Source organism: Austwickia sp. (assembly GCA_016699675.1).
Taxonomy (GTDB): Bacteria; Actinomycetota; Actinomycetes; order Actinomycetales; family Dermatophilaceae; genus Austwickia.
On the sequence record CP064985.1, the window covers coordinates 36,193 to 61,129 of the forward strand.

At 72.1% G+C, this 24,937-nt stretch carries 21 protein-coding genes and 3 pseudogenes; 4 read left to right on the forward strand and 20 right to left on the reverse strand.

The genetic code is table 11. The features are described 5' to 3' along the window. Positions 1 to 153 precede the first annotated feature (153 nt). A complete protein-coding gene (locus IPK37_00170; protein QQS02565.1) occupies positions 154 to 1,059 on the forward strand; it encodes a VanW family protein in 906 nt (301 codons plus the stop codon). Here IPK37_00170 and IPK37_00175 read toward each other — a convergent pair. The 4 genes and pseudogenes from IPK37_00175 to IPK37_00190 form a co-directional block, all read right to left on the reverse strand. Next, positions 992 to 1,640: pseudogene (locus IPK37_00175) on the reverse strand (histidine phosphatase family protein). The gene IPK37_00170 and the pseudogene IPK37_00175 overlap by 68 nt on opposite strands. Then, positions 1,637 to 2,281 (reverse strand): transcriptional regulator, encoded by a 645-nt coding sequence (locus IPK37_00180; protein ID QQS00973.1) that lies wholly within the window; start codon positions 2,279 to 2,281, stop codon positions 1,637 to 1,639. The pseudogene IPK37_00175 and the gene IPK37_00180 overlap by 4 nt, the downstream one beginning before the upstream one ends. Then, entirely contained in the window at positions 2,278 to 2,697 is a 420-nt protein-coding gene (locus IPK37_00185) for a DNA-binding protein (GenBank protein QQS00974.1), read from the reverse strand. Before IPK37_00185 ends, IPK37_00180 begins: the two co-directional genes overlap by 4 nt. Before the next feature lie 87 nt (positions 2,698 to 2,784). After that, positions 2,785 to 4,920: a S9 family peptidase gene (locus tag IPK37_00190; protein ID QQS00975.1), complete on the reverse strand. Its 2,136-nt coding sequence runs from the start codon at positions 4,918 to 4,920 to the stop codon at positions 2,785 to 2,787. Between the two features lie 96 nt (positions 4,921 to 5,016). On the opposite strand from IPK37_00190, the gene IPK37_00195 reads away from it, so the two are divergent. After that, a complete protein-coding gene (locus IPK37_00195; GenBank protein QQS00976.1) occupies positions 5,017 to 6,708 on the forward strand; it encodes an SDR family oxidoreductase in 1,692 nt (563 codons plus the stop codon). 58 nt (positions 6,709 to 6,766) lie between these two features. Here IPK37_00195 and IPK37_00200 read toward each other — a convergent pair whose 3' ends face one another. The 3 genes and pseudogenes from IPK37_00200 to dnaE all read right to left on the reverse strand — a co-directional run bounded on the left by IPK37_00200 (position 6,767) and on the right by dnaE (position 11,145). Further along, positions 6,767 to 7,180 carry a PIN domain-containing protein gene (locus IPK37_00200; GenBank protein QQS00977.1) on the reverse strand — a complete coding sequence of 138 codons (414 nt, stop codon included), beginning with the start codon at positions 7,178 to 7,180 and terminating at the stop codon, positions 6,767 to 6,769. Then, on the reverse strand, positions 7,177 to 7,374 hold the full coding sequence (locus IPK37_00205) for a type II toxin-antitoxin system VapB family antitoxin (GenBank protein QQS00978.1): 198 nt from the start codon (positions 7,372 to 7,374) through the stop codon (positions 7,177 to 7,179). Before IPK37_00205 ends, IPK37_00200 begins: the two co-directional genes overlap by 4 nt. Positions 7,375 to 7,538: 164 nt before the next feature. After that, positions 7,539 to 11,145 (reverse strand): annotated as a pseudogene (gene dnaE / locus IPK37_00210) (DNA polymerase III subunit alpha). 268 nt (positions 11,146 to 11,413) lie between these two features. On the opposite strand from dnaE, the gene IPK37_00215 reads away from it, so the two are divergent. Together IPK37_00215 and IPK37_00220 are read left to right on the forward strand one after the other, a co-directional pair. Beyond that, on the forward strand, positions 11,414 to 11,608 hold the full coding sequence (locus IPK37_00215; protein ID QQS00979.1) for a hypothetical protein: 195 nt from the start codon (positions 11,414 to 11,416) through the stop codon (positions 11,606 to 11,608). Between the two features lie 24 nt (positions 11,609 to 11,632). Beyond that, positions 11,633 to 12,490 (forward strand): hypothetical protein, encoded by an 858-nt coding sequence (locus IPK37_00220; protein QQS00980.1) that lies wholly within the window; start codon positions 11,633 to 11,635, stop codon positions 12,488 to 12,490. A 94-nt stretch (positions 12,491 to 12,584) separates the two neighbouring features. Here IPK37_00220 and IPK37_00225 read toward each other — a convergent pair whose 3' ends face one another. The 13 genes and pseudogenes from IPK37_00225 to IPK37_00285 form a co-directional block, all read right to left on the reverse strand. After that, a complete protein-coding gene (locus IPK37_00225; protein ID QQS00981.1) occupies positions 12,585 to 13,514 on the reverse strand; it encodes an RluA family pseudouridine synthase in 930 nt (309 codons plus the stop codon). Further along, positions 13,507 to 14,043 carry a signal peptidase II gene (gene lspA, locus IPK37_00230; GenBank protein QQS02566.1) on the reverse strand — a complete coding sequence of 179 codons (537 nt, stop codon included), beginning with the start codon at positions 14,041 to 14,043 and terminating at the stop codon, positions 13,507 to 13,509. The genes IPK37_00225 and lspA overlap by 8 nt, the downstream gene beginning before the upstream one ends. Before the next feature lie 71 nt (positions 14,044 to 14,114). Next, the gene (locus tag IPK37_00235) at positions 14,115 to 14,558 is read right to left on the reverse strand and encodes a TraR/DksA C4-type zinc finger protein (protein ID QQS02567.1); all 444 of its coding nucleotides are present in this window, start codon (positions 14,556 to 14,558) and stop codon (positions 14,115 to 14,117) included. A 127-nt stretch (positions 14,559 to 14,685) separates the two neighbouring features. Further along, entirely contained in the window at positions 14,686 to 15,786 is a 1,101-nt protein-coding gene (locus IPK37_00240; protein QQS00982.1) for a DivIVA domain-containing protein, read from the reverse strand. Between the two features lie 181 nt (positions 15,787 to 15,967). After that, complete coding sequence (locus tag IPK37_00245) at positions 15,968 to 16,246, reverse strand: YggT family protein (GenBank protein QQS00983.1); 279 nt, start codon at positions 16,244 to 16,246, stop codon at positions 15,968 to 15,970. A gap of 92 nt (positions 16,247 to 16,338) precedes the next feature. After that, positions 16,339 to 16,875: a cell division protein SepF gene (locus IPK37_00250; protein ID QQS00984.1), complete on the reverse strand. Its 537-nt coding sequence runs from the start codon at positions 16,873 to 16,875 to the stop codon at positions 16,339 to 16,341. Positions 16,876 to 16,949: 74 nt separating this feature from the next. After that, the gene (locus tag IPK37_00255; GenBank protein ID QQS00985.1) at positions 16,950 to 17,696 is read right to left on the reverse strand and encodes a YggS family pyridoxal phosphate-dependent enzyme; all 747 of its coding nucleotides are present in this window, start codon (positions 17,694 to 17,696) and stop codon (positions 16,950 to 16,952) included. Further along, a complete protein-coding gene (pgeF, locus tag IPK37_00260) occupies positions 17,696 to 18,424 on the reverse strand; it encodes a peptidoglycan editing factor PgeF (protein QQS02568.1) in 729 nt (242 codons plus the stop codon). The genes IPK37_00255 and pgeF overlap by 1 nt, the downstream gene beginning before the upstream one ends. A 148-nt stretch (positions 18,425 to 18,572) precedes the next feature. Further along, a complete protein-coding gene (ftsZ, locus tag IPK37_00265) occupies positions 18,573 to 19,937 on the reverse strand; it encodes a cell division protein FtsZ (GenBank protein QQS00986.1) in 1,365 nt (454 codons plus the stop codon). A gap of 203 nt (positions 19,938 to 20,140) precedes the next feature. Next, positions 20,141 to 20,854: an FtsQ-type POTRA domain-containing protein gene (locus IPK37_00270; protein ID QQS00987.1), complete on the reverse strand. Its 714-nt coding sequence runs from the start codon at positions 20,852 to 20,854 to the stop codon at positions 20,141 to 20,143. Between the two features lie 82 nt (positions 20,855 to 20,936). Continuing rightward, positions 20,937 to 22,367: a UDP-N-acetylmuramate--L-alanine ligase gene (locus IPK37_00275; GenBank protein QQS00988.1), complete on the reverse strand. Its 1,431-nt coding sequence runs from the start codon at positions 22,365 to 22,367 to the stop codon at positions 20,937 to 20,939. Beyond that, positions 22,364 to 23,571, reverse strand: a pseudogene (murG, locus tag IPK37_00280) (undecaprenyldiphospho-muramoylpentapeptide beta-N-acetylglucosaminyltransferase). Before murG ends, IPK37_00275 begins: the two are co-directional and overlap by 4 nt. Continuing rightward, positions 23,568 to 24,911, reverse strand: a complete 1,344-nt coding sequence (locus tag IPK37_00285; GenBank protein QQS00989.1) for a cell division protein FtsW — start codon at positions 24,909 to 24,911, stop codon at positions 23,568 to 23,570. The pseudogene murG and the gene IPK37_00285 overlap by 4 nt, the downstream one beginning before the upstream one ends. Positions 24,912 to 24,937 lie beyond the last annotated feature (26 nt).

A 24,937-nucleotide genomic window follows, 5' to 3' on the forward strand; every position in this document is an offset into this window, starting at 1 on the left:
ACGACCTCCCGAAGGCGCGATGTGATAGCTAAGTGATATCACATTTCCCGGCGTCGAGGAAGAGCTGCCCGGTGCTTGCCGGTGGCCGCCGCGAGGGCCAGGCTGGGGGTCGTGGTCGACGCCTGGGAGCGACGAGGGGTCTGGCGCGAGCGCCTGGCGGGGACGGCGGTGGCGGCCCCGACGTACCGTCGCCTCCGCCGCGAACTGCAGTGGCACCGCGACGCCGTACGGCGGCTGGCGACCGCCCCCGAGGGGGACTATTCGGTGGCGGTGGCCGAACACCGTACCCCGTTGTTCCGGCCGCTGTCCGGTCTCGACCAGCAACTGCAGCTCAACAAGGTGACGAACCTTCGCCTCGCGGCGGCGCACCTGGACGGCGTGGTGCTCCCGCCGGGACGCACGCTGTCGGTGTGGCGCCAGGTGGGGGCGCCGACCGCCCGGCGCGGCTATCTCCCCGGGCTGGTCCTACACGACGGTCACCTCGGGCAGGCGGTGGGCGGCGGACTGTGCCAGCTCACGAACCTCCTCTATTGGCTGACGCTGCACACGCCGCTGGAGGTCACGGAGCGCTGGCGGCACACGTACGACCTGTTCCCCGATGCCGGTCGGACCCAGCCGTTCGCCAGCGGCGCGACCTGCTCGTATCCGTCACTGGACCTGCAGATCCGCAACCCGACCGCGGCGCCGTACCGGCTGTCGTTGACCGTGACCCGGACCGAGCTCGTGGGGGCCTGGCGGGCGACGCTGGCGCCGGCATGCCGGTACGAGGTCTACGAGGACGCCCACCTGATCACGCACGAGGGGCCCGGGCGGTGGGTACGCCGCAACCGGCTGGCGCGGCGCTCCTACGCGGCCGACGGGTCGCTCGTCGGGGACGAAGTCGTCGCCGAGAACCACGCGCTGATGATGTACCACCCGTTCCTCCCGGCCGGACCATGCGAACACCCGGTCGCCGAGGGCCGGCTGCCGGCCGCGTCCGGATCGACCCAGATCAGGGCCGCGACCCCGCCCCGAACCCGGTCCAGCGCAGCTCCGGCGACAGGTGGCACTGATCGTTGACCATCGTCACGGCGGGCGGCCCGGACGGACCGTACGCGATGACCGTCAGCGCGGCGTTCGCTGCCGACGACAGGCCGAGCCAACGATCCGGGGGGCGCGCCGAGCGCGTCCCGGAGGAGCCAGGCGATGGGGTAGGCGTGCGTGATCAGCACCTCGTGTCTGCTCGCCTCCGCACGGCCACCACCGTCGGCTTGCGGCGGGCCTTGTCGCGACCCCTGCCCGGCCACCGTCCCGAACCGCGCCACCAGCGCGGCGGCCGCGGCCTGCCCGGCGGCGGCCTCGCTCTCGTCGTACCCATCGAAGAACCCCCGCCACGACGCAGGCGTCTCCTCCGGGGTGGGCACATAGGGCACGTGGTCGATCAGTTCGGCCGCCTCGGCCACCGGCACGCCCGGCAGGTGGCGCGCCAGCTCGCGCGCGCAGTCCGCGGCCCGCGCGAGCGGTGAGTGCCACACCGCGGTGACCGGCAGGTGCGCTATCCGTCGGCCCAACAGATCGCTCTGGGCTCGCCCCGCGGCCGACAGGGTCCCGAACACATCCGCCTCGCCGTGGCGGGCCAGGTACAGCACGCGGCCGGTCATCCTTCCCCCCGTCCGATCCCGAGCGTCGACAACAGATCCTCGTGAAGTTCCATCCACACCGCGTGACACGACCCGACGCCGACGCCCGCGACAGCGTCCACGTCGCCGGTGCGTGCTCGAGGAAGCGCCTCGGCGAACCGCACGTCATAGCCAGCGAACCGCGCCAGGACGCCCGCCAGCACGCCATTCAGCGCGCCGAGTTCCGGAGCGATCCGAGCCAATTCAGTGAGCACCCGCCCGTCCCAGGCGGCGCTGAGGTGGTCGTTGTCGGCGAAGCGATCACTCCCGAAGGGCCGCAGCTGCCAGTCCGTACAGGCCCGCATGACCCGGTCGTTGAGCGCCGCGAACGCATCATGCGCGCCCGCCACCACGTCCCGCACCCCCGCTGCGTCCAGCTCGGCCGCGAGCCGCCGCCCGTCCTCGGCGCGACCGCGATCGCTGAGCGCCCAGCCGCGGTGGCCTGCGAAGGAGACGCGCGAGACGTTCCCGCGGGCCTCCTCGTCCAGCAACAGCTCAACCACGTGGTCGGCGGCGACGCCGGTACGCCGTGCGACGGCCCCCTCGTTGGTCATGCCGGCGACCCGAACCGCATGCAACACCAGCAGCTCGGGAGGCGAAGCGTGGGGATGTGAGGCGGTCACGGCCGGCCGCTGGTGGGCGCGTCATCCGAAGGCGCCGAGCCGCCGGCCCGCGACGACGTACGGTCGAACCGTTGTTGCGCCGCCTGCGGCGAGCGCACTCCGAGATGGTCGGCGATCTGCGGCCAGGTCAGCCCCTCCGAGCGCGCCAGGAACAGCAATCCTGCCTCCAGCGCGTCGAGCTCGGCCCGCGCGGAGTCGACCAGCTGCAGCGCGGCGTGCAGGTCCGCGGGCACGTCGAGGCCGCCCTGCTCGGCCCGCCACAGGGCGAACCGGATCAGTGTGGCGTCGGCGTGCGGCACCCGCCCCGGGGTCCACGGGAAGTCGGGCAGGTCCGCGGCCCCGGCCCGCGCGAGGTGCTCGCGCGCCGCGGCCAGCGCGGCCGCACGCTCGTGATGAAGGGCAGGCATGGCGTTCATGCCGCCACCCTCCCGGCTCAACAACTTGTTGTCAATGGAACGTTGTCAACGATCTGTTGGCTATGGTCCATGAGCGAGCGGCTCACCTCACCGCAGCTCGGTCGCTCCCAGCGCCGTCAGCAGGAAGGCCGCCTCGAACGCGTATTGCTCCCAGGCGTCGTACCGCCCGCTCTTGCCGCCGTGCCCCGCCACCATCTCGGTGCGCAGCAGGATCGGCCGCGCCTCCTGGTCCTGGGTCGCCACGGCGCGCAGCCGTGCCACCCATTTCGCCGGCTCGGCCACCAGCACGCGGGTGTCGTTGAGGCTGGTCGTCGCGAGGATGGTGGGGTAGGCGACGGGCTGGATGTTCTCGTACGGCGTGTAGGACCGCATGCAGGCGTACGCCGCGGCGTCGTGCAGCGGGTCGCCCCACTCCTCCCACTCGGCCACCGTCAGCGGCAGCGACTCGTCCAACATCGAGGTCAGCGCGTCCACGAAAGGCACGTCCGCGTGGGCCGCGACGAACAGCTCCGGCGCCAGGTTCAGCGTGGCCCCCACCGTCAGGCCGCCCGCGGAGCCGCCCTGGATGGCCAGCCGGTCCGGCGCGCACCAGCCCCGCTCGTGCAGGTGCCGCGCGCAGGCCACCATGTCCGTGAACGTGGTCGGCTTGGCGGCCAGCTTGCCCGCGTCGTACCAGGCCCGCCCCAGCTCCCCGCCACCGCGCACGTGCGCCACGGCGAAGACCACCCCGCGGTCCAGCAGCGAGAGCCGGAAGATGGAGAACCAGGGGTCCATGCTGGCCTCGTACGCGCCGTAGCCGTAGAGGATCACCGGCGCCGTCCCGTCCGGCTCGACCCCGGCCCGGTGCACAAGAGAGAGCGGCACCGCCACCCCGTCCGCAGCCCGCACCCACTCGCGGCGCTGCACGTACGCCGTCGCGTCGTACCCGCCCAGCACCTCCTGCCGCTTCAGCACCGTCCACGCGTCGGTGGCCACGTCGACCTCGGCCAGCGTCTTGGGCGTCACGAACGACTCGTGCAGCACCCGCACCGTGCCCGCCGACCACTCCGGATTCGACTCCGTGCCGATCGCGAACAGCTCCTCGTCCGGCACCAGCGGCGTCGGCTCGCCCAACCCGGGCAGGCCCGGCCCGGTGCGGCGGGCGAGGCGCAGCCGCGGCAGCCCACCCTCCCGCAGGGTCACGACGACGTGCCCGGCGAAGGCCTCCACCCCGAGATAGCGCACCCCGTCGGCCGGGGCCAGCCACGGCAGCCAGTCCTCGCGCGGTATGCCCGGCGCCGGCGCCCAGCTGACCTCGAAGTCGGGCGAGGCGGCGTTGTGCGTCACCAGCAGGCCGTCGCCCGCCGGCTCCACGTCGTACTCCCACCCGCTCACCCGGCCCGCCACCGAGACCAGCACTGGACCCTCCGCCGCCGTCGCCTCCAGCGACCCCAGCCAGCACTCGCTCGTCGTCTTCGAGCCCGCCGCGACGACGAGCCAGCGGTCGTCCCGCGAGCTGCCGATCCCCAGCCAGAACCGCTCGTCGTCCTCCTGCAGCAGCAGCGTGTCCGTCGCCGGATCGGCGCCGATCTCGTGGCGCCACACCTGGTACGGACGCCAGGCCTCGTCCACCCGGGTGTAGACGACGTACGTCGAGTCGGCGGACCACACCAGGCCGTAACCGACCCCGCGCAGGCCCTCGTCGACCACCTGACCATCGGCGATGCGGCGGACCACCACGTCGAACCGTTCGTCGCCCTCGCGGTCCACCGCGAAGGCCACCAGCTCGCCGTCGCTGCTCACCTCGCAGGCCCCAAGCGCGAAGTAGTCCCCACCGCGCGCCTCGACGTCACCGTCGACAAGCACCTGCTCGCCGGGCCAGGGCTGCCCCGGCTCCGGCGCCGGCCGCGGCTGCCCCGGCTCGACCCGTACCCGGCACTCCGCGGCGTACTGCTTGCCCTCCTGGGTGCGCGAGTAGTACCACCAGCCGCGGTAGGCGACCGGCACGGACAGGTCAGTCTCCTTCGTGCGCGCCTTGATCTCGCCGACGATCGCCCGTCGCAGCTCCTCCTGATCCGCAGTGACCGCCGCGCAGTAGGCGTTCTCGGCCTCGAGATGGGCCACCACCTCGGGATCCACGCGATTGCCGGATTTGGCTGCGAGCCATGCATACTCATCGATGGTGCGATCGCCGTGGAGGCAACGCTCGTGGGGGCGAGCGGCGATCTTCGGGGGCGTCGGCATGCCAGCAGGCTACGACGGGCCGCGTCCATGCCCGCACGGGCGTGCCGGTCTCGGTCGGCCCGCCGGGCGGCTCAGCCTGAACGAGGAAGGTCGCCCGTGCGCCACGCACCGACGCTCGACGGCTCCGCATCCGCTCCGTCGCATCGACTCCTGCACGGACGCGTCCTGCTCACCGGCGCGACGGGATTCCTCGGCCAGGCGATCCTCGAACGCCTGCTGTCGGAGCATCCCGCCACGGCGATCGACGTGCTCATCCGGCCAGCGCAGGGCGCCTCGGCGCAGGCCCGGCTCGACGAGCTGACCCGAAAGCCGGCGTTCGCCCCCTGGCGCGCCCGGGTCGGCGACGTCCGGGCCGACGCGATCCTGCGGGATCGCGTGACGGCGCTGCCCGGATCCCTCGGCGACGCCGCCGACCTCCTGGCCAACCGGCCGCCGTACGATGTCGTCCTGCACGCCGCCGGCGACGTGACGTTCCGGCCCTGTCTCACCGACGCCTTCGCGACGAACGTGGCCGGTCCGCAGGCCCTCTACGAGGCACTCTGCGGTGCCGTTGGTGCCGCCGCACCCGCACCCGCACCCGCACCCGCGCCCGCGCCCGCGCCCGCGGCCGCGCCCGACGTCAGGCAGCCGGCTCGGCCGGTGCCGCACATCGTGCACGTGTCGACGGCCTACGTCTGGACCGACCGGGTGCCCTTCGGGCTGGAGACGAGGCTGCCCCACGAGCTGGATTGGCGCGCCGAACTCGAGCACGCCACCCGCAGCGCCGCCGCCATCGGCCAGGCCGCCGACGCTCGCCGCATCTTCCAGACCGTCGCCGGGGCGGGACCCGCGCACCCGCGGCTCGGCGCGGCGCGCTCCCGCTGGGTCCGCGACCGGCTCGTCGCGGAGGGCCTGGAGCGGGCCCGGGAGCGCGGCTGGACCGACGCCTACACCTACACCAAGGCGCTGGGCGAGCGGGTGGCGGAACAGGTCTGCGCGCCGGCGCCGGTGACGATCGTGCGGCCCACCATCATCGAGAGCGCCCTGCACCACCCCTTCCCCGGATGGCTCGACGGTTTCAAGGTGACGGACCCGATGATCGTCGCCTACGCGAAGGGCCGATTGCCGGCCTTCCCCGGGGCTCCCGAGCTCGTGCTCGACATCGTTCCCGTCGACATCGTCGTCAACGCGATCCTCGCGGCGGCGCGCCGACCGCCGACCCCGGGCCGCCCGCGCTATCTGCACGTGGGCACGAGCGTGTCCAATCCGCTGCGCTTGGAGGATCTGCGTCGGATCACGCAGCGCTACTTCGCGGAGCATCCCTGGGCGGACCGGGACGGCCGGGCGGTGCGGCCGCGCCCCTTCCGATTCGTGTCGCCGGCGGCGATGCGGCGCCATCTGACCCGGACGACGCGGTGGACCGAGCGGATCCTGCCGCTGACGAAGCGTCTCCCCCGCGCCATAGGCGGCCCGGCCCGGGCGCGCCTCGTGCGAACCGCGCGGCGGCTCGCCTCGGCCCGCGAGTTCGTCGTCCTGTACGAGCCCTACAGCTGCTCATCGACGCGGTACGACGACGCGGGCCTGCGGGCCCTCGACACGGCCCGGCCGGCGGCCGAACGCCGTCGCGAGCCGCTCGACGTGGCGGCCTGGCGCTGGGAGGACTACCTCGGCGGCGTGCACCTGCCCGCGGTGCGTCGGCTGATGACCGAGTCAACGACCCGTCCCACAGCCCCGGCGCCGCGAGCCGCACCAACCACCGCACCGACGGTCGCACCCGCAGCCGCCGCGGTCGACACGCGCGCGAGCTGAGCGGACTCCGGGTCCGTACCGGGTGCCCGTCACGGCTCGGCCAGGCACGCCGGACTACTCAGTGCGCGGGGGCGGACCAGACCCGCAGGGGCACGTGCCGCGCCGCATGGCGGAAGTCCCGGTCCGTGGTGAGGAGCGTCAGGCCTCGACCGAGGCACAGCTGAGCTATCAGCGCGTCGATCGTGCCGATCTGGACCCCGGCGCGGCGGCAGGTGTTGCGCAGCTCCGCCGCACCCACATGGTCCGCGCGATCGGGCGAGATGAGGGTCAACGCCGCAAACCGGTCGGCGATCTGCTCACGGACTCGCGCTGGCACGGCGCCCTGCAGGACCTCCTGCAGGATCAGGCCTGTCGTCGCGACAAGGTCTCCGCCAGCGAGCGCCCTCCTGAGTTCCTCCACTTCGGGCGCGGTCGAAGCCTCGTCCCGCCGCAGCGCCAGCGACCACACGCTCGTGTCGACCAAGAGCGTCACCGGGACCGCTCGGCCTTGTAGTCGTAACTCTCATCCCAGTCCACCGTCCCGAGCAGTGCGAGGAGCTTGGTCTGCTCGCGACGCGCGATGTACTCCTCCAGGGCCCGGGTCACCGTCGCCTTCTTGGTGCGCTCGCCACCGACGGCGAGCGCGCGGTCGAGCAAGGCGGGGTCGATGGCGAGATTGGTGGCCATGCGCCTACTCTACACATCCGCCCACACATCCGGGTGTGTGACTTGGCCACGGCCTGCGACGGGGTGGACAACCGCTTCCGGTACGTCGTGTTCGGCTACACCCATGACGCACGGCTGGAGGGAGGGCAAGGGGGCCGGGCAGGGTGGTCTGCGGCGCAGGGTGGCTAGTGCACGCCCAGGCAGGACGGACCCAGCAGGGCCTTCAGGTCGCCGAACAGCTCCGGGCTCGCGGTGACGCGCAGCGACTCGTCGAGGCGCATCAGCACGCTGCGGCCCGGCTGGGTGAGCTTGACCTGCACCTCGGTCACCCCCGGGTGCTCGGCGAGGACGTCCTTGAGTCGCTCGGCCAGGCCTTGGGTGGCCCGGGCCAGCGGCAGCGACAGCACGACCGGCCCCCGCGGTCCCTCCTTGATGTCGGGCAGCGTGAAGTCCTGGACGTAGAGGCTCGTGGCGTCGTCGCGTCGGTTGACCCGGCCCCGCACCGTGCAGACCACGTCGGTCGACAGCATGGTGCTGACGGTCACGTAGGTCTTCGGGAAGAACAGGCACTCCACGGCGCCCTCCAGGTCCTCCACCGTGACGATCGCCCACAGCTCGCCGTTCTTGGTCCGCTTCAGCTGCAGGCCGGTGATCAGCCCGGCGATGGTCACGGTCGCCCCGTCGCCGCGGCCGCCCTCCTCGACCGGGACGTTGAGCGCGGAGATCGAGCAGTCGGCGTGCTGGGCGAGGACGTGTTCGATGCCGAACAGCGGGTGGTCGCTGACGTAGAGACCGAGCATCTCCCGCTCGAACGCCAGCTCGGTGGCCTTGTCCCACTCCACGTCCGGGACCGGCGGCAGCCCGGACATGGCGTCCATCACCCCGACGCCACACCCGGCCTCGTCGTCATCGCCGAAGCCGAAGCTGGCGAAGAGGCTGTCCTGCCCGATCGCCTCCTTGCGCTTGACGTCGACCAGCGCGTCGACGTACTGCTCGTGGATCCGCACCAGCCCGTGCCGCGGATGCCCGAGGGCGTCGAACGCGCCCGCCTTGATCAGCGACTCGATCGTGCGCTTGTTGCACACGACGGCGGGGACCTTGTTGAGGAAGTCCGCGAAGCTGGTGAACTCCCCCTTCTCCGCCCGGGTGCGCACGATCGCCTCGACGACGTTGGCCCCCACGTTGCGGACGGCCTGGAGCCCGAACCGGATGTCCTCGCCGACCGCGGCGAAGAACCCGATGGACGAGTTCACGTCCGGGGGCAGCACCTTGATGCCCATCCGACGGCATTCGCCGAGATAGAGGGCGGACTTGTCCTTGTCGTCGCCCACGCTCGTGAGCAGGGCGGCCATGTATTCGGCCGGGTAATTCGCCTTCAGATAGGCGGTCCAATAGGAGACGAGGCCGTACGCCGCGGTGTGCGCCTTGTTGAACGCGTAGTCCGAGAACGGGACCAGAATGTCCCACAGGGTCTTGATCGCCTGCTTCGAATAGCCGTTCTCCAGCATTCCCCGCTCGAACGGGACGAACTCGGCGTCGAGCACCTCCTTCTTCTTCTTCCCCATCGCCCGCCGCAGCATGTCGGCCTTGCCGAGGCTGTAGCCCGCGAGCTTCTGGGCGATCTGCTGGACCTGCTCCTGATAGATGATCAGCCCCTGCGTCATCGACAGGATCTCGGCCAGCGGCTCGGCCAGCTCGGGGTGGATCGGCACGATCTCCTGGCGGCCCGTCTTGCGCAGCGCGTAGTTCGTGTGGCTGTCGGCGCCCATCGGGCCGGGCCGGTAGAGCGCGAGCGCCGCCGAGATGTCCTCGAAGTTGTCCGGCTGCATCAGGCGCAGCAGCGAGCGCATCCCGCCGCCGTCGAGCTGGAAGACGCCGAGGGTGTCGCCGCGCTGCAACAGCTTGTACGCCGCCTCGTCGGTCATGTCCTTGGACAGGACATCGAGATCGATGTCCTCGCCCCGGTTGGCCTTCACGTTCGCCAGGGCATCGTCCAGGATGGTGAGGTTGCGCAGCCCGAGGAAGTCCATCTTGACCAGGCCGAGGTTCTCGCAGCTCGGGTAGTCGAACTGCGTGATGATCTGGCCGTCCTGCTCCCGCTTCATGATCGGGATGACGTCCATCAGCGGCTCACTCGACATGATGACGCCGGCCGCGTGCACGCCCCACTGCCGCTTCAGGCCCTCCAGCCCGAGGGCGGTGGCGACCACCTCCTGGGCCACCGGGTCGCTGTCGTGCAGGTCCCGGAAGTCCTGCGCCTCGGCGTACCGCTTGTGCGCGGGATCGAAGATCCCGGCCAACGGGATGCCCTTGCCCATGATGTCGGGCGGCATCGCCTTCGTGAGCTTCTCGCCCACCGCGAACGGATGGCCGAGCACCCGCGCGGAGTCCTTGACGGCCTGCTTGGCCTTGATGGTTCCGTACGTGACGATCTGGGCGACGCGGTCGGCGCCGTACTTGTCCGTCACGTACTTGATGACCTCGCCGCGCCGGCGCTCGTCGAAGTCGACGTCGAAGTCCGGCATCGAGGGGCGCTCGGGATTGAGGAAGCGCTCGAAGATCAGGCCGTGCGGGACCGGATCGAGGTCGGTGATCCGCATCGCGTAGGCGCACATGCTCCCCGCGCCGGAGCCGCGGCCCGGGCCGACCCGGATGCCGTTGTTCTTGGCCCAGTTGATGAAGTCGGCGACCACGAGGAAGTAGCCGGCGTAGCCCTTGCCGATGATGACCTGCTGCTCGAACTCGGCCTGCTTGCGGGCGTAGTCGGGGATCCCGGCCGGGAACCGCGCGCAGGCCGCGCTCGACCTCCTTGATGAACCAGCTCGTCTCGTCCTCGCCGTCCGGGCAGGGGAAGCGCGGCATGTATTTGCCGGTCTCCTCGACGAAGTCGATCTCGCACCGCTCCGCGATGGCCAAGGTGTTGTCGCAGGCCTGCGGGAGTTCGCGCCACAGGTGGCGCATCTGCTCGGGGCTCTTGAGGTAGAACTCGTCCGCGTCGAACTTGAACCGGTTCGGGTCCATGAGCGTGCTGCCGGACTGCACGCACAGCAGCGCCGCGTGGGACTTGGCGTCCTCGGCGTTGGTGTAGTGCAGGTCGTTGGTGGCGACCAGGGGCAGCTGCAGCTCCTTCGCCAGGCGCAAGAGGTCGCGCTGGACGGCCCGCTCGATGTCGAGGCCGTGGTCCATGACCTCGCAATAGAAGTTCTCGGCGCCGAAGATGTCGCGAAAATCGCTCGCCGCCTGGAGCGCCTGCTCGTACTGCCCGAGCCGCAGCCGCGTCTGCACCTCGCCGCTGGGGCAGCCCGTGGTGGCGATGATCCCCTGCCCGTAGGTCTGCAGGAGCGCGCGGTCCATCCGCGGCTTGAAGTAGTAGCCCTCCAGGCTCGCCAGCGAACACAGCCGAAAGAGGTTGTGCATGCCGGCGTTGTCCTTGGCCCACATCGTCATGTGGGTGTACGACCCGGCGCCGGAGACGTCGTCCCGGGTGCCGTCGCCCCACTTGACCCGGGTCTTGTCGGTGCGGTGCGTGCCCGGCGTCAGATAGCCCTCGATGCCGATGACCGGCTTCACCCCGTATTTGGCGGACTTCTTCCAGAACTCGTACGCCCCGAAGATGAAGCCGTGGTCGGTCGTCGCCAGGGCCGGCATCCCCATCCTGGCGGCCGCCGCGAACAGGTCGTCGATGCGGGCGGCACCGTCCAGCATCGAGTATTCGGTGTGATTGTGCAGGTGGGCGAAGCCCGTACCGATCAGCGAGGTGGGGCTGGCGGGGGCGGCTGGCGTGCTCGACATGGTCCGCCGAGTCTACGTCGCGCGACCGACAGCGGCCGTCCGCCGCGGAGCCGTCCCAGGACGTACGGCGTGCCGGCGCGGCGCCCTTCGGCAGGATCCGCGCCGCCCGCCCAATCCTCCCCCCGCGTGACCGCCGGGCCCCGGCGTCCGGGCGACCGCAATGCGGGGCCTGACCGATTTCCTTGCCGCGGTGTATTTTTCGCGCCGCCCGGGGCTCTGAGAGGTCGTCCCCCCTGTTAACCCTGTACACGACAAAGGATTCCGCGCCATGCCCAGCCTCCCTCTTCGCCGTACCGCCGCCTCCCGCCTGCTGGCCCTGAGCGCCGCCGGCCTGGTTACCGGGCTCGCTGTCGTCGCCCCGCCGGCCGCCCAGGCCTGGGCCGGCGAGTGGGCCGTCGCGACCGACCAGTGCGGCAAGAAAGACACCTTCACCATCCACGGCGAGTACTCCGGCAAGATCTAAGAGACCGTCGCCGACGAGGCCCACATGGTGGCCGAGTACACCACCGAGACCGGCAAGGTCACCTGGCACAACGACGCCTGGAAGGCGGCCAACCCGGACGCCGCCAACGGCTACCTGCCCGCGTCGGACCCCGGCAACGGCCGGCTCATCGTGGCCGTCCCCGCCGCGGCGTACCACCGGGGGACCGCCCGCATCGAGACCCGCAACGACCCCAGCGCGCCGTACCCCTGGTTCGGCGTGCCCGCGGCGACCCTCATCCTCAACGCCACCAACCGGACGTGTTCCTACTCGGAGTACCACGTCCACCAGGGCCAGACCAGCAACGCCAGCGGTCGCGGGGACACCCGGATCCGCATCGAGGCGCTGCGGGGCGTCGACTACTACTACGTCGCGGTGCCGGCCACCCAGCCCTGGCCGACCTCGCGGGCCGGCGGGATCGGCGTCCCGCGGGCGAAGGCCGGGGAGCTCTGGCGGGTCCTCGACCTGCCCGCGCCGAGCACGCCCATGCGCGTCACCGTGTTTCCGGTGGCCCGGAACGGCGCCACGCTCGCGGATGCCACGCCCAAGCAGCTGTCCGTCGACGGCCGCAAGCTCGCCCAGCTCCCCTCCGTGGGCACCGGCGGCGCTCCGCAGGGACGACCGGGAGCGGTGCTCGTCAACCTGGTGGACCGGACCTGGCGCAACGCGCCCGCGTTCGACGTCTACTGCCGGTTGACCGGGCTGCCGGCGGGGGCGACCTTCACCCCCGGACCCGGCGCTGAAGGGCGACCTGGCGGGCTACCGACGCGCCAAGCTCGAGACGATCCCCGGCCCGCAGTTCACGGGCCTGTTCATCCCCTCCCAGGGCGCCCTGACCATGGACTACCGGGTCGTGCTCCATGACGGTTACCGCCCCGCGCCGGAAACCCGGCCGGAGGACTTCCCGACCAAGGGCACGCTGACTTTCCCCAGGCCCTGACCCGGGCGAGCAGGCGGCTCAGGCGGACAAGACGTCCAACGCCCGCTGGAGGTCCTCGGGATAGGTGCTGGTGAACGTCACCCAATCCCCCGAGCCGGGGTGCTCGAAGCCGAGCCCGGTGGCGTGCAGCCACTGCCGGTCCAGCCCGAGCCGCTTGCTCAGCACCGGGTCGCAGCCGTAGAGCGGGTCCCCGCAACAGGGGTGCCGCACGGCCGCGAAGTGGACGCGAATTTGATGGGTCCGGCCCGTCTCCAGATGGACCTCCAGCAGGCTCGCGGGACCGAACGCCTCGACCACCTCGTAGTGCGTGACCGCGGGCTTGCCGGACTTCATCACGGCGTACTTGTAGTCGTACGCCGGGTGCCGCCCGATCGGTGCGTCGATGGTGCCGACCACCGGATCGGGGAGGCCCTGCACCAGCGCGTGGTAGGTCTTGTCCACGGTGCGATTGCGGAACGCCCGCTTGAGCATCGTGTAGGCGTATTCGCTCTTGCACACGACCATCAACCCCGACGTGCCCACGTCCAACCGGCTCACGATGCCGCGGCGCTCGCTCGCGCCGCTGGTCGAGATTCGGTAGCCGGCCGCGGCCAGGCCACCCACGACGGTGGGCCCGGACCAGCCCACGCTGGGGTGCGCGGCCACGCCGACCGGCTTGTCGACCACGACGATGTGGTCGTCGTCGTGCACGATCCGCATGCCCGGCACGGGCTCGGCGATCACCTCCAGCCCGGGGGGCTGCCCCGGCTCCGGCAGGCTCACCTCGAGGAGGGCACCCCCGCGCAGGCGGTCCGACTTCGCGACCGAGCGGCCGTCGAGCCGGACCCTCCCGTCCGCTGCCAGGTCCGCCGCCTTCGTGCGGGACAGGCCGAACAGCCGCGCGAGGGCGGCGTCCACGCGTTCGCCCTCCAGCCCGTCCGGCACGGGCAGCGTGCGCACGTCAGGCACGCGGGCCGCCGGTCTCGCCCGCCGGTACGTCGGGCGCGGTGGGACGCCGCAGCGACGCGCCGGGCTCGTCGCGGCCGAAGGCGCCGACACCGGCCATCGTGGCGCCCGCCACCAGCACGGCCGCAGCGACGATCGCCGAGTCGGCGATGTTGAAGATGGGCCAGTGCGGCAGCTCCAGGAAGTCCACGACGTGGCCCACGCCGAACCCCGGCTCCCGCGTCAGTCGATCGGTGAGATTGCCCAGGGCGCCGCCGAGGGCCAGGCCACCGCCGACGGCCCAGGCCTTTGACCGTAGGCGGGGGGCCACGGCGAGGATGCCGACGGCTACGGTCGCCTGAATGATCGTGAACACCCAGGTCGCGCTGGTCCCGAACGAGAAGGCGGCGCCCGGGTTGAAGATCAGGTGCAGCTGCAGGACCTCCCCCAGCCAGGGTTGCCGCACCCCGGGGGTGAGATTCTCCAGGGCCCAGGTCTTGGTGACTCGGTCGAGCGTGTAGACGAGCACCGCGATCGCCAGGACCCCGAACAGCCAGCTGAGCGAGACGCGGGGGCGCCGCGGGTGGGCCCGCGCCGCGGTGCCGTGATCGGCGTCGCTAACGTTCAGCGCCGTTCCTGCTTCTGCTTGCACGAGACGCACAGCGTGGCGCGCGGAAATGCCTGCAGGCGAAGCTTCCCGATGGGCTGCGCGCAGCTCTCGCACGACCCGTAGGTGTGGTCCACCAGCCGCTCCAGCGCCCGCTCGGTCTGTGCCAGCAGCGTCCGCGAGTTGTTGGTCAGCGTCAGTTCCTGCTCTCGCTCCAGGACCTTGCCCCCGGTATCTGCCGAGTCGTCCCCCGAGCCCCCGCCGTAGTCCCGCATCAGGTCCTGCAGGTCCATCTCCGACTCGGCCAGGTCCTGTTCCAGGCGCTCCTTCTCGGCGAAGAGTTCGGTGCGGACCTCATCCAAGTCGGCCGCGGTCCATGGCTCCTCGCCGTCGCGAAGCGGCAGCCACGACAGATCGTCGTGCTGCGGCGCGTCCGTCGCCGGTTGCTTGGTCCCGGGCATCACTACCTCGCTCATCGTTACGCAACTGACCGGTTTCGATCAGTGGAGGACAGGATAGACCTTCGGGGCCGCTGGTGCGGACAAGCGTGCAGGTCCTCGCCCCGATCGACGTACCCCTCGGTCGGCCCTACTCCCCCGCCTCCGCGGCCTCGGCGGCCTCAGCGGAGCTGTCGCCCTCCTGGTCCGGCCGGCCGGCGTCGTCGGGGGCGACGGAATCCGCCGTCGTCAACGAGTGCAGCTGACCCTCGAGGAACGTGCGCAGTCGGGCGCGGTAGTCCTGCTCGAACTGGCGCAGCTCCGAGATCCGCGCGGTAAGCGCCGACTGGGTGCGCTCCAGCTCCTCCACGATCGTCTGACGCTTCTGCTGAGCCTCGGCCAGCATCCCGGTGGAACGCTCGCGGGCCTCCGTGATCAACCGCTCGTGGGTCTCGTTGGCCTCGCTGACCAGCCGGTCGTGCTCGCTCTGCGCCGTGCTGAGCAGCTCGGCGTGGCGCGCCTCGGCCGTGCCGATGAGCTCGTCGTGACGGCTCTGCGCCTCGCCGACCAACCGGTCGCGCTGGTCGGTCGCCTCGGCCAGCATCTGGTCGCGCTGACCCGTCGCGTCGGCGAGCATGGCCTCGCGCTGTTGAGTCGCCTCGCCGAGGAGACGATCGTGCTCGGCCTTGCCTTGGGAGACATATTCGTCGTGCAGCTTCTGGGCCATGGCGATGACCCCGGCCGCATCCGCAGCGCCCGCGGGCGTCGGGGCCACCAGCGGTGCCGGCGCCGCACCGTCCGCCGCCGGGGCAGCGTCCGAGGCCCGCGCCTCGTCGGCCGCCTGCGCCGCGGCCGCGGCCGCTCGTTCGGCGTCCTCCGCGTCGGCGTTGGCCTTGGCGATCCGGTCCGCGGCCTCCTTCTCGGCCTGCTCGGCGCCGCTGCGGGCCTTGGCGATGCGCTCCTCGGACTCGCGTTGGATCCGTTCCACCTCTGCCTTGGCCGCCGCCTCGGCCTCGAGGACCGCCGTGTCGTCGGCCCCCGCGGGGCCGCCGGGGGCCGGCCGCGCGACGTCCTGGATGACGCCCCCACCCGAGTCGATCTTGCGGCGCAACTCGGCGTTCTCCCCCAACAACCGGCGCAGCTCCACCACGACCTCGTCAAGGAAGTCGTCCACTTCCTGCTCGTCGTAACCACGCCGGAACTGCGTGGCTGTGAAGTTCTTGTTCAGGACATCTTCGGGCGTGAGCGCCATGTCGTCCCCTCGTTCGGACCGGTGTGTAGACAGGTGGTGGACACTCGCCAGGGTACCCGGGACAGCGAGTCCCAACGCACTCGCCCGGGCGTGTCGCGGGGCCTGGATAGCGCTCTGATCTGGACAGTCGTCACGTTCGGGGGACTTGGACGGGTGTCCAACTACGGCTCGGGCGAGCCGCCTAGGCCACGAGCCCGCGCAGCAGATAGACCGCGAAGATGACCACCATGAACGACAGGTCGAGGGCGACCCCGCCGAGGCGCAGGGGCGGGATCACCTTGCGCACGGCGCGCAGCGGCGGGTCCGTGGCGCTGTAGACCGCCTCGGCCACCACGAGCAGCGGCCCCCGGGGACGCCAGTCCCGCGCGAACATCTGGATCCAGTCGAAGACGAGCCGGATCAGCAGCAGCATCAGATAGATGTTGAGCAGCCAGGCAATCAAGAGACGCGCGGTGGTCATGACCTCAAGTATCGACGACGGGGCGCCCGGGCCCGGCATCGGGCCCCGGGCGCCCCGGGCGTGTCTGCCTGGTCCGGCGTGCCAGCACTGGCTCAGCTCTGGTTGAACAGCCCCCGGCCGGCCTTGGAGGTCTCGCCGTCCTCGCTGGTGATCTCGACGTTGGCCGGGGAGAGCAGGAACACCTTGTTGGTCACGCGCTCGATGGCGCCCTGCAATCCGAACACCAGGCCCGCCGCGAAGTCCACCAGCCGCTTCGCGTCCGAGTCGTCGAGGTCGGTGAGGTTCATGATGACTGGGGTGCCCTCGCGGAACGCCTCCCCGATGCTGCGCGCGTCGTTGTAGGTCCGCGGGTGAATGGTGGTAATGCGATTCACTGCGCTGACCTCCACCTCGTTGATCACCTGAGCGACCGGGGCCCGGCGCAGCGGGGTCACTTCGGCGTGGTGCACGGGCTCCAGGTCGTGATCCTCATCCTGCAGCGCGACCGCGGTGGCGCCGTGCGACACGGGCGCCCCGCTCATCGGTCGCTCGGCGCGGACCGGCGGCAGGTCGCGAGCGTCGTCATCCTCGAACCGTCGGTCGTCGTCACGAAGCCCGAGGTAGACGCTCGCCTCGCGGAAGAAACCCATGGTCTTGCTCCTTTAAGCTCACCGGTCGCACGATCGACGCCGGGCGGCAAGGCCGCCGATCGGTTGGCTCGAAACTATCTGGTCAGCGGGCGCGAACCCAGGATTGCGCTCCCGACACGCAGGTGTGTCGCCCCATGCCGCACGGCCTGCTCCAGGTCCGCCGACATCCCGGCCGAGATCGCCCGGGCCTCCGGATGGGCGACGCGCAGCTCGCTCGACACCTCGGCCAGCCGCGCGAACGCGGCGTCGGGATCGGCCTGCAGGGGCGCGACCGCCATCACGCCACGCAGCCGCAGGCCCGGCGTCGCCGCCACCTCACCCGCCAGCGCCAGGACCCCCTCGGGCGCGACGCCGCCGCGGCCTTCGGTGCCGTCCAGGGACACCTGGATGAGGACGTCGAGCTCCCGCGCGGCGCGCCGGGCGCCCTTGGCCAACGCCGCGACCAGCCGGTCCCGATCGAGGGAGTGCACGACGTCGGCGTACGACGCCACCGAGCCCGCCTTGTTCGTCTGCAGTTGGCCGATGAAGTGAGTGGTCAGCGCGGCCCGGCCCGACGGATCCGCGGCGCCGAGCTCGGCGAGCTTGCGGGCCGCCTCCTGGTCCTTGTTCTCGCCGATGTCGCGGACGCCGAGCTCAGCCAGGAGCCGCAGGTCGCTCGCTGGGAAGAACTTGGTCACCACGACCAGCGTTATCGTGGCCGGGTCCCGGTCTTCGGCCGCACAGGCCGTGTCGATGCGACGGCGTACGGCTGCGAGTCCCGCGGCCAATTGGCCGGCCCGCTCCCGCGCGGCCCCGTCGGGGGCGGTTCCGCTGCCGGCCATCACCCGGCACTCCGTACGACGACGCCGGCGAACCGGCCCGTCACGGGCGTGCGACGGTACGAATACAGGTGCGGGGACTCGCGCGTGCAGCCGGGGACCCACGCGATCGAGGCCACGCCGGCCTCCCGCAGTTGCGCCACGACACCCGAGGCCACGTCCAGCGCCGGCGTGCCTGTCCAACTGACGGTGGCGCTCACCGGCGCGACGGCCGCGCCCTGCGCCCGCATCGTGTCGGGCACCTCGTAACAGCGCCCACACACCGAGGGCCCGACGGCCGAGACGATGTCGGTCGCTCCCGCCGCGCGCATCGCCGCGACCACAGCGGGCACCACGCCCGCGATCATCCCCGGCCGGCCCGCGTGCGCGACCGCGACCACGCCCGCGGCGGGGTCGGCGAGCAGGACCGGCACGCAGTCGGCGACCATGACGGCCAAGGCCAGGCCGGGCTCGACGGTCACCATGGCATCCGCTTCGTCGGGCGCGGCCCCCGCACCCCACGGGCCGCACACGGTCGCGACCCGGGCGCCGTGTACCTGATTCATGAACACCAGCCGCTCCGGAGCCAGCCCGAGGTCGGCGGCGAGCAGCTCCCGGTTGGCCCGAACGGCGGCAGGGTCGTCGCCGACATGCTCGGCGAGGTTGAGTCCCGCGTGCGGGCCCACGCTGACCCCGCCCGGGGCACGAGTGAAGCCCCACCGCACCGCGGCGCGGCCGCCCTCGGCCGGCAGGGTCAGCGTCCATTCCCACACGCGGGCCACTGTACGTCGCCCCCGGGCGCGCCTTCACGGCGGCGACGCCGCCCCGGGAGAGCGCAACGACGCCGGGCCCCCGTCGATCGGGGACCCGGCGTCGGTCATCGCGCAGTCGGTGCGCGGGTTACTTCAGGAAGTCCGGGACGTCCAGGTCGTCCGCGTCGTCGAAGGTGACGGTGCGCGGCGGCCGTACGGCGTCCTGGCGCGCCGGCTGCCGGGCGGGTTCCGGCTGGCGAGCCGGGTCGGAGACGCGGACCGGCTCCTGCTGGCGCTCGAGACGCTCCGGGCGCTCGCGCGGGGGCTCGGCCTGGCGCATGGGCGCCGCGGCGGGCACGGGCTCCGGCTGGCGGGCCGGCTGCGGCGCGGGGGCCACCTGCCCGGGCATGCGCTGCGGCGGGGTGACCGGCATGGTCGGCGGCTGCATCGGACGCTGCGGCGGCTGCTGCGCGGGACGCTGCTGCTGCGGGGGCATCTGGCGCTGCTGGGGCTGCGAGGGCACCTGGGAGATGCCGCCGAGCTGGCGGTCGCTGCCCCGCTGGGGGGTGCCGCTGTCGAAGCCGGCCGCGATCACGGTGACGCGCACCTCGTCGCCGAGGGCGTCGTCGATGACCGCACCGAAGATGATGTTGGCCTCGGGGTGCGCGGCCTCCTGGACCAGGCGGGCGGCCTCGTTGATCTCGAAGAGGCCGAGGTCGCTGCCGCCCTGGATGGAGAGCAGGACGCCGTGCGCGCCGTCGATGCTGGCCTCCAGCAGGGGGCTCGAGATGGCCAGCTCCGCGGCCTGCACCGCCCGGTCCTCGCCGCGAGCGGAACCGATGCCCATGAGCGCGGACCCGGCGCCCTGCATGACCGACTTGACGTCGGCGAAGTCCAGGTTGATCAGACCGGGGGTGGTGATGAGGTCGGTGATGCCCTGCACGCCGGAGAGCAGCACCTGGTCGGCGCTGCGGAACGCGTCCAACATGCTGACGGCCCGGTCGCTGATCGACAGGAGCCGGTCGTTCGGGATGACGATGAGGGTGTCGACCTCCTCGCGCAGGGTGCCGATGCCGGACTCCGCCTGATTCGCCCGGCGCCGCCCCTCGAACGTGAACGGGCGCGTGACGACGCCGATGGTCAGCGCGCCGATGCCCTTGGCGATCTTCGCCACGACCGGCGCGCCGCCGGTGCCCGTGCCGCCGCCCTCGCCCGCGGTGACGAAGACCATGTCGGCCCCCTTGAGGGCCTCCTCGATCTCCTCCGCGTGATCCTCGGCCGCCCGCCGACCCACCTCGGGGTCGGCCCCGGCACCCAGGCCGCGGGTGAGCTCGCGACCCACGTCCAGCTTGAGGTCGGCGTCGCTCATGAGCAGGGCCTGTGCGTCGGTGTTGATGGCGATGAACTCGACGCCCTTCAACCCGACCTCGATCATGCGGTTGATCGCGTTGACGCCGCCGCCACCGATCCCGACGACCTTGATCACGGCCAAGTAGTTCTGGGGTGCTGCCACGGCGGGAGCCTCATTCCTGATCGATGGTGGTGCGAGGTGCTGCTGCGAGGTGCTGCGTGGGCGCTCGCGGAGGGACGCCACATCGAAGAGCGCACGGACGCTCAAGGTCGGCAACATCGTACGTCACGATCCGCGGGACTCAAGTCGGTCGACCACCCCGAAGGGTGGCCTCACCTTCGACTAGAGATTGAGGGCATCCCCATTCACGAGATGACGGGCGAATCGGGCGCACTCACGTTGATGGTCTTGATCCCCTTTTGATGCAGGAGCGCGGCCATCGTGACCGCCTTCCGGCGACCGTCCGAGGGGCCGCCCCATTGGACCGTGACGCCGTCGATCACGAACCGCACATCATCCGGAGAGGTCGCGGTCACGCTGCTCACCTTGGCTCGCTGACCAGCATCGAGGGCCGCCAGCACCCCGGCAGCCGAGCGCACCTCACGCGCGTTGTCGGGGTGCGCCACCGTGGCCGGCGGCACCCCCTGGGGCGGGGCGTCGACCGGTGCGTAGACGACCCCGTCAGCGTCGACAAGCTGAAGCGGACCTTGAGCCATTTTCAAGGCCAGCACGGGGGTCCGCACCACCACCGAAACGGTCAGCCGGTCGGGCCAGTCGCGGATCACGTCGACCCGGGAGAAGGCCGGCACCCCAGCCAGGTCGCGCTGCACCGCAGCACTATCAACCTTGACCAGAGGTTGACCTAGCTCCCGGTCCGCCACTCGATGGACCGCGGCCTGCTGGCCAGCGTCCCCACCCACAACGTTGACCGAGTTCACCCGCAGCCAGGGGCCCGCCAGGAAGAGCCACAACACCAGCGCTGCGGCGACGACGACGCCGACGGACACCCCGACGACCCGCCGAAAGGTCGCGCCCCGGCGGACCCGCGTGGCGCCCTCGCGTACGGAGGCGCCCACCACGTGCAAAGCGGGACGCGCGCGGCGCTCGGGTCGCCGACCGGGAGCTATTCGCGCCGAACGGTCGTGCGGACGGACTCGTTGGTCAACCACAGTGCGCGCCCTCCAGCCGACGCAGGAGCTGCGGACCAATCGCGGTGATATCCCCGGCGCCTACGGTCAGCACCAGGTCGCCCGACTCGGTCAGGTGTTCGAGTCGCTCGGCCAGGTCATTCTTGTCCGGCACGTAGCTGACCGCCGCCCGCCCGTGCCGGCGTACCGCATCGGCGACGAGCGCTCCGCTCACCCCCGCGACGGGCTCCTCGCGCGCGCCGTACACGTCGGTCACGACCACGACGTCAGCGGGCGCCAGCGCCGCGCCGAAGGCGTCGGCGAAGTCCCGCGTCCGGGAGTACAGGTGCGGCTGGAAGGCCACCACCAGCCGCCCCGGCCGAGCCAGCCGACTCGCCGTGGACACGACCGCGGCCACCTTCCCCGGGTTGTGCGCGTAATCGTCCACCACCCGCACCCCCGAGGCCGCGCCCTTGGCTTCGAAGCGGCGGCGGGCGCCCCGGAACGAGCCCAACCCGGCCAGGACGGCCGCAGGGTCGACGCCCAGGCCGCGCGTCGCCGCCACATAGGCGGCCGTGGCGTTGAGCAGGTTGTGGATGCCGGGCACGTCGAGGGCCAGCGACCGACGCCCCTGGCCTTCCACCAGGTCCACCCGCGAGGCCAGCCCGTCGAAGGCGGGCTCCACCAGGCGGACGTCGGCGCTGGGGGACTCGCCGTACGTCACGACGCGCAGCCCGGTCGCCGCCGCGCGCTCGGCGAGCCGGGCCGAGCCCGCGTCGTCCGCGCAGGCGACGAGGAGCCCCCCGGGCAGGACGGTGGCGGCGAACGCGGCGTAGGCCTCCTGCACGGCCTCGAACGTGCCGTAGAAGTCGAGGTGATCCGGCTGCACGTTGGTGACCACGGCGACCTGCGGGTGGTAGACGAGGAAGGTCCCGTCGCTCTCGTCCGCCTCCGCGACGAAGGAGTCGCCGCCCCCCAGGGCCGCGTTGGTCCCCGTGGCGAGCAGCTCACCGCCGATCGCGTACGACGGGTCCGCCCCCGCGGCGGTCAGCGCCGTGGCGAGCATCGCGCTCGTCGTGGTCTTGCCGTTGGCGCCGGCGATCGCCACCGACCGGCGCCCCCGCATGAGCGCCGCCAGGGCCTGTGACCGGTGCAGGATGCGCAGCCCGCGCCGCCGCGCCTCGGCCAGCTCGACGTTCTCCTCGCGGATGGCCGAGGACACCACGACGGTGTCGACGCCGTCCAGGTGGGCCGGGTCGTGCCCGACCCACACCCGCACGCCCTCCGCGGCCAGCGCGGTGAGCACGTCCGAGTCCTGTTGGTCGGCCCCCGACACCGGTACCCCGGCCACCACGAGGAGGCGGGCCACCGCGGACATCCCGGCCCCACCCACCGCGAGGACGTGCACGTTTCCCAGCTCGGCGGCGGTCGGGACCGGGGCGTCGAGGTCGAACCGGGGCTTCATCGATGACCCTCGGCGGCCGCTTCCGCGACCAGGTCGGCCAGCGCCTCGTCGGCGTCTCGACGGCCCAGCGCCGCGGTGGCGCTCGCCATCCGCGCCAGCCGCGCCGGGTCGCCGGCGAGCGGCAGGACCGTCTCGCGGACCCAGTCGGGCGTGACCCGCGCGTCCTCCACGAGCAGGCACGCGTCGGCGGCGACGAGCTCGGCCGCGTTGAACCGCTGCTCGCCGTTGCCGATGGGCAGCGGGACGAAGACCGCCGGCAGGCCGACCGCTGCCACCTCGCACACCGTGTTGGCACCCGAGCGACACACGACCAGGTCGGCCGCGGCGTAGGCGAGATCCATGCGGTCGGCGTACGGGATCACGACGTACGGCGCGCCCCCCGCCGACCCCGACCCGGAGCCGGTCTCGGGGACGAACTCCTTGCCCAGGCCGGTGACGTGGATCACCTGCACCCCGGCGGCCGACAGGTCCGCCGCGGCACCCGCGAAGGCACCGTTGAGCCGGGCCGCACCCAGCGACCCCCGGTGACGAGCAGCGTCGGCGACTCGGGGCGCAGCCCGAACGCGGCCCGCGCCTCGGCGCGCCGGGCCGCGCGATCGAGGGTCGCGATCTCGGGGCGCAGCGGCATCCCCACGACCCGTGCGTGCCGCAGGGCGGTGCCCGCGAAGGTCGTCCCGACGTACGGCGTCAGCCGCGCCCCCAGCCGATTGGCCAGCCCGGGCCGGGCGTTCTGCTCGTGCACGACGATGGGGATGCGCCGGGCGCGGGCGGCGAGATAAGCGGGCGAGGAGACGTAGCCGCCGAAGCCCACCACCACCTCCGCGCCGGCCTCGTCGAGGGCCGCCCCGGCGGCGTCCACGGCGGCCTTGAGTGCCCCGGGGAGCCGCAGCGCGGCCGCCGAGGGTTTGCGCGGGAAGACCACCTTGGGGATCGTCGCCAGCGCGTAGCCGCGCTCGGGCACGAGCCGAGCCTCCAGGCCCGCTTGGGTGCCGAGCGCCACGATCCGCACCTGGGGATCGCGCCGGCGCAGGCAGTCGGCGAGGGCCAGCAGCGGCGAGACGTGCCCCGCGGAGCCGCCCCCCGCCAGGACGACGGAGCGCGGCCCGCGGGCGGCGCTCAGGGGCAAGGGTTCCGGCACAGATTCCGGCGCGGGTCCGGGCGCGTCGGCGGTCGCGGGGGGCACGTCGGGGGTGGCCGGCGTCATCGAGTGCGCTTCCGTAGCGGGGACATGACCGACAGGGACCGGGCCAGGACGCGGGGCCGGCCGGCGAGGGCGCGGGCGCAGGCCGGCTCGCTGCGGGCGAACGAGATGACCATCCCGAGGCCCAGCAGCGTGGTGATCAACGCGGACCCCCCGGCGGAGACGAGCGGCAGCGGCACGCCGATGACCGGAAGCAGGCCGAGCACGGCGCCGATGTTGACCACCGACTGGACGACGATCCATCCCATCACGCCGGCCGTGGCGATGCGGACGAACCGGTCGTCGGTCTGCAGGATCACCCGGTAACAGGCGTAGGTGATGAGCCCGATGAGCAGCAGGATGGTCAGCGTACCGACCAGGCCGAGCTCCTCCCCGATGATCGCGAAGATGAAGTCGTTGTGTTGCTCGGGCAGCCAGCCCCACTTCTCGCGGCTGGCGCCGGGACCCTGGCCGAGCAGCCCTCCGTCGGCGAGGGCGAAGGCGCCGTTCTTGGACTGCCAGCACAGGGCGTCGTCCGAGTTTGTGTCGCAGCTCAGCCAGCTCGTGATGCGCGCCATGCGGTTCTGGCTGGCGCGGGCCATGATGAGCACGAGCACCGCGCCGCCGGCGGCGGCGAAGCCGAACAACCGGGCCGATAACCCGGACGTCCACAGGATCGAGAAGAGGATCCCGATCAGCACGATCGTCGTCCCGAGGTCGCCTCCCGCAAGGACCAGCGCGATGACGAGGCCCGCCGCTGGGACCAGGGGGATGACCGCGTGTCGCCAATCGCCCAGCAACCGCCGCTTGACGGTGAGGATGTGCGCCCCGTAGAGGATGATGCCGAGCTTGCCGAACTCGCTCGGTTGCACGCTGAAGCCGCCGAACCGCAGCCAGTTGCGGTTGCCGAGAACCTCATGGCCGAGGCTGGTGAAGACGAGCAGCTGCATGACGATGGCCCCGGCGATCACCCCCACGCCCAGCCGCTGCCAGGTGCGCACGGGGAGCCTGCTGACGACCACGGCACCGACGACGCCGATCGCCGCGAACTTGGCCTGGTTCAGGCCCACCGTGAACATGGAGTTGTTGTCCCGCAGCGAGGACACGCTGGAGGCCGAGAGCACCATGATCAGGCCGATGCCGAGGAGTGCGGAGATGGAGCCGACTAAGAGGTAGTACGTCGATAGCGGGCTGTCCAGGCGTGCCAGCAGCGGATGCGGCTCCGGCGGCCGCCCCCCTGCCTGGTCCGCGTCGGGCGCGGGGGCCGCGGTCGCCCCCGCCAACGCCCCCTCGCGGCGATCGGTACTCGTCGTCACGTCAGCTCGCCCCTCGCGTGCTCGATCCGGCTCGATGTTGCTCGACATGCTCGATCCTGCGCTCGGTCCGGCGG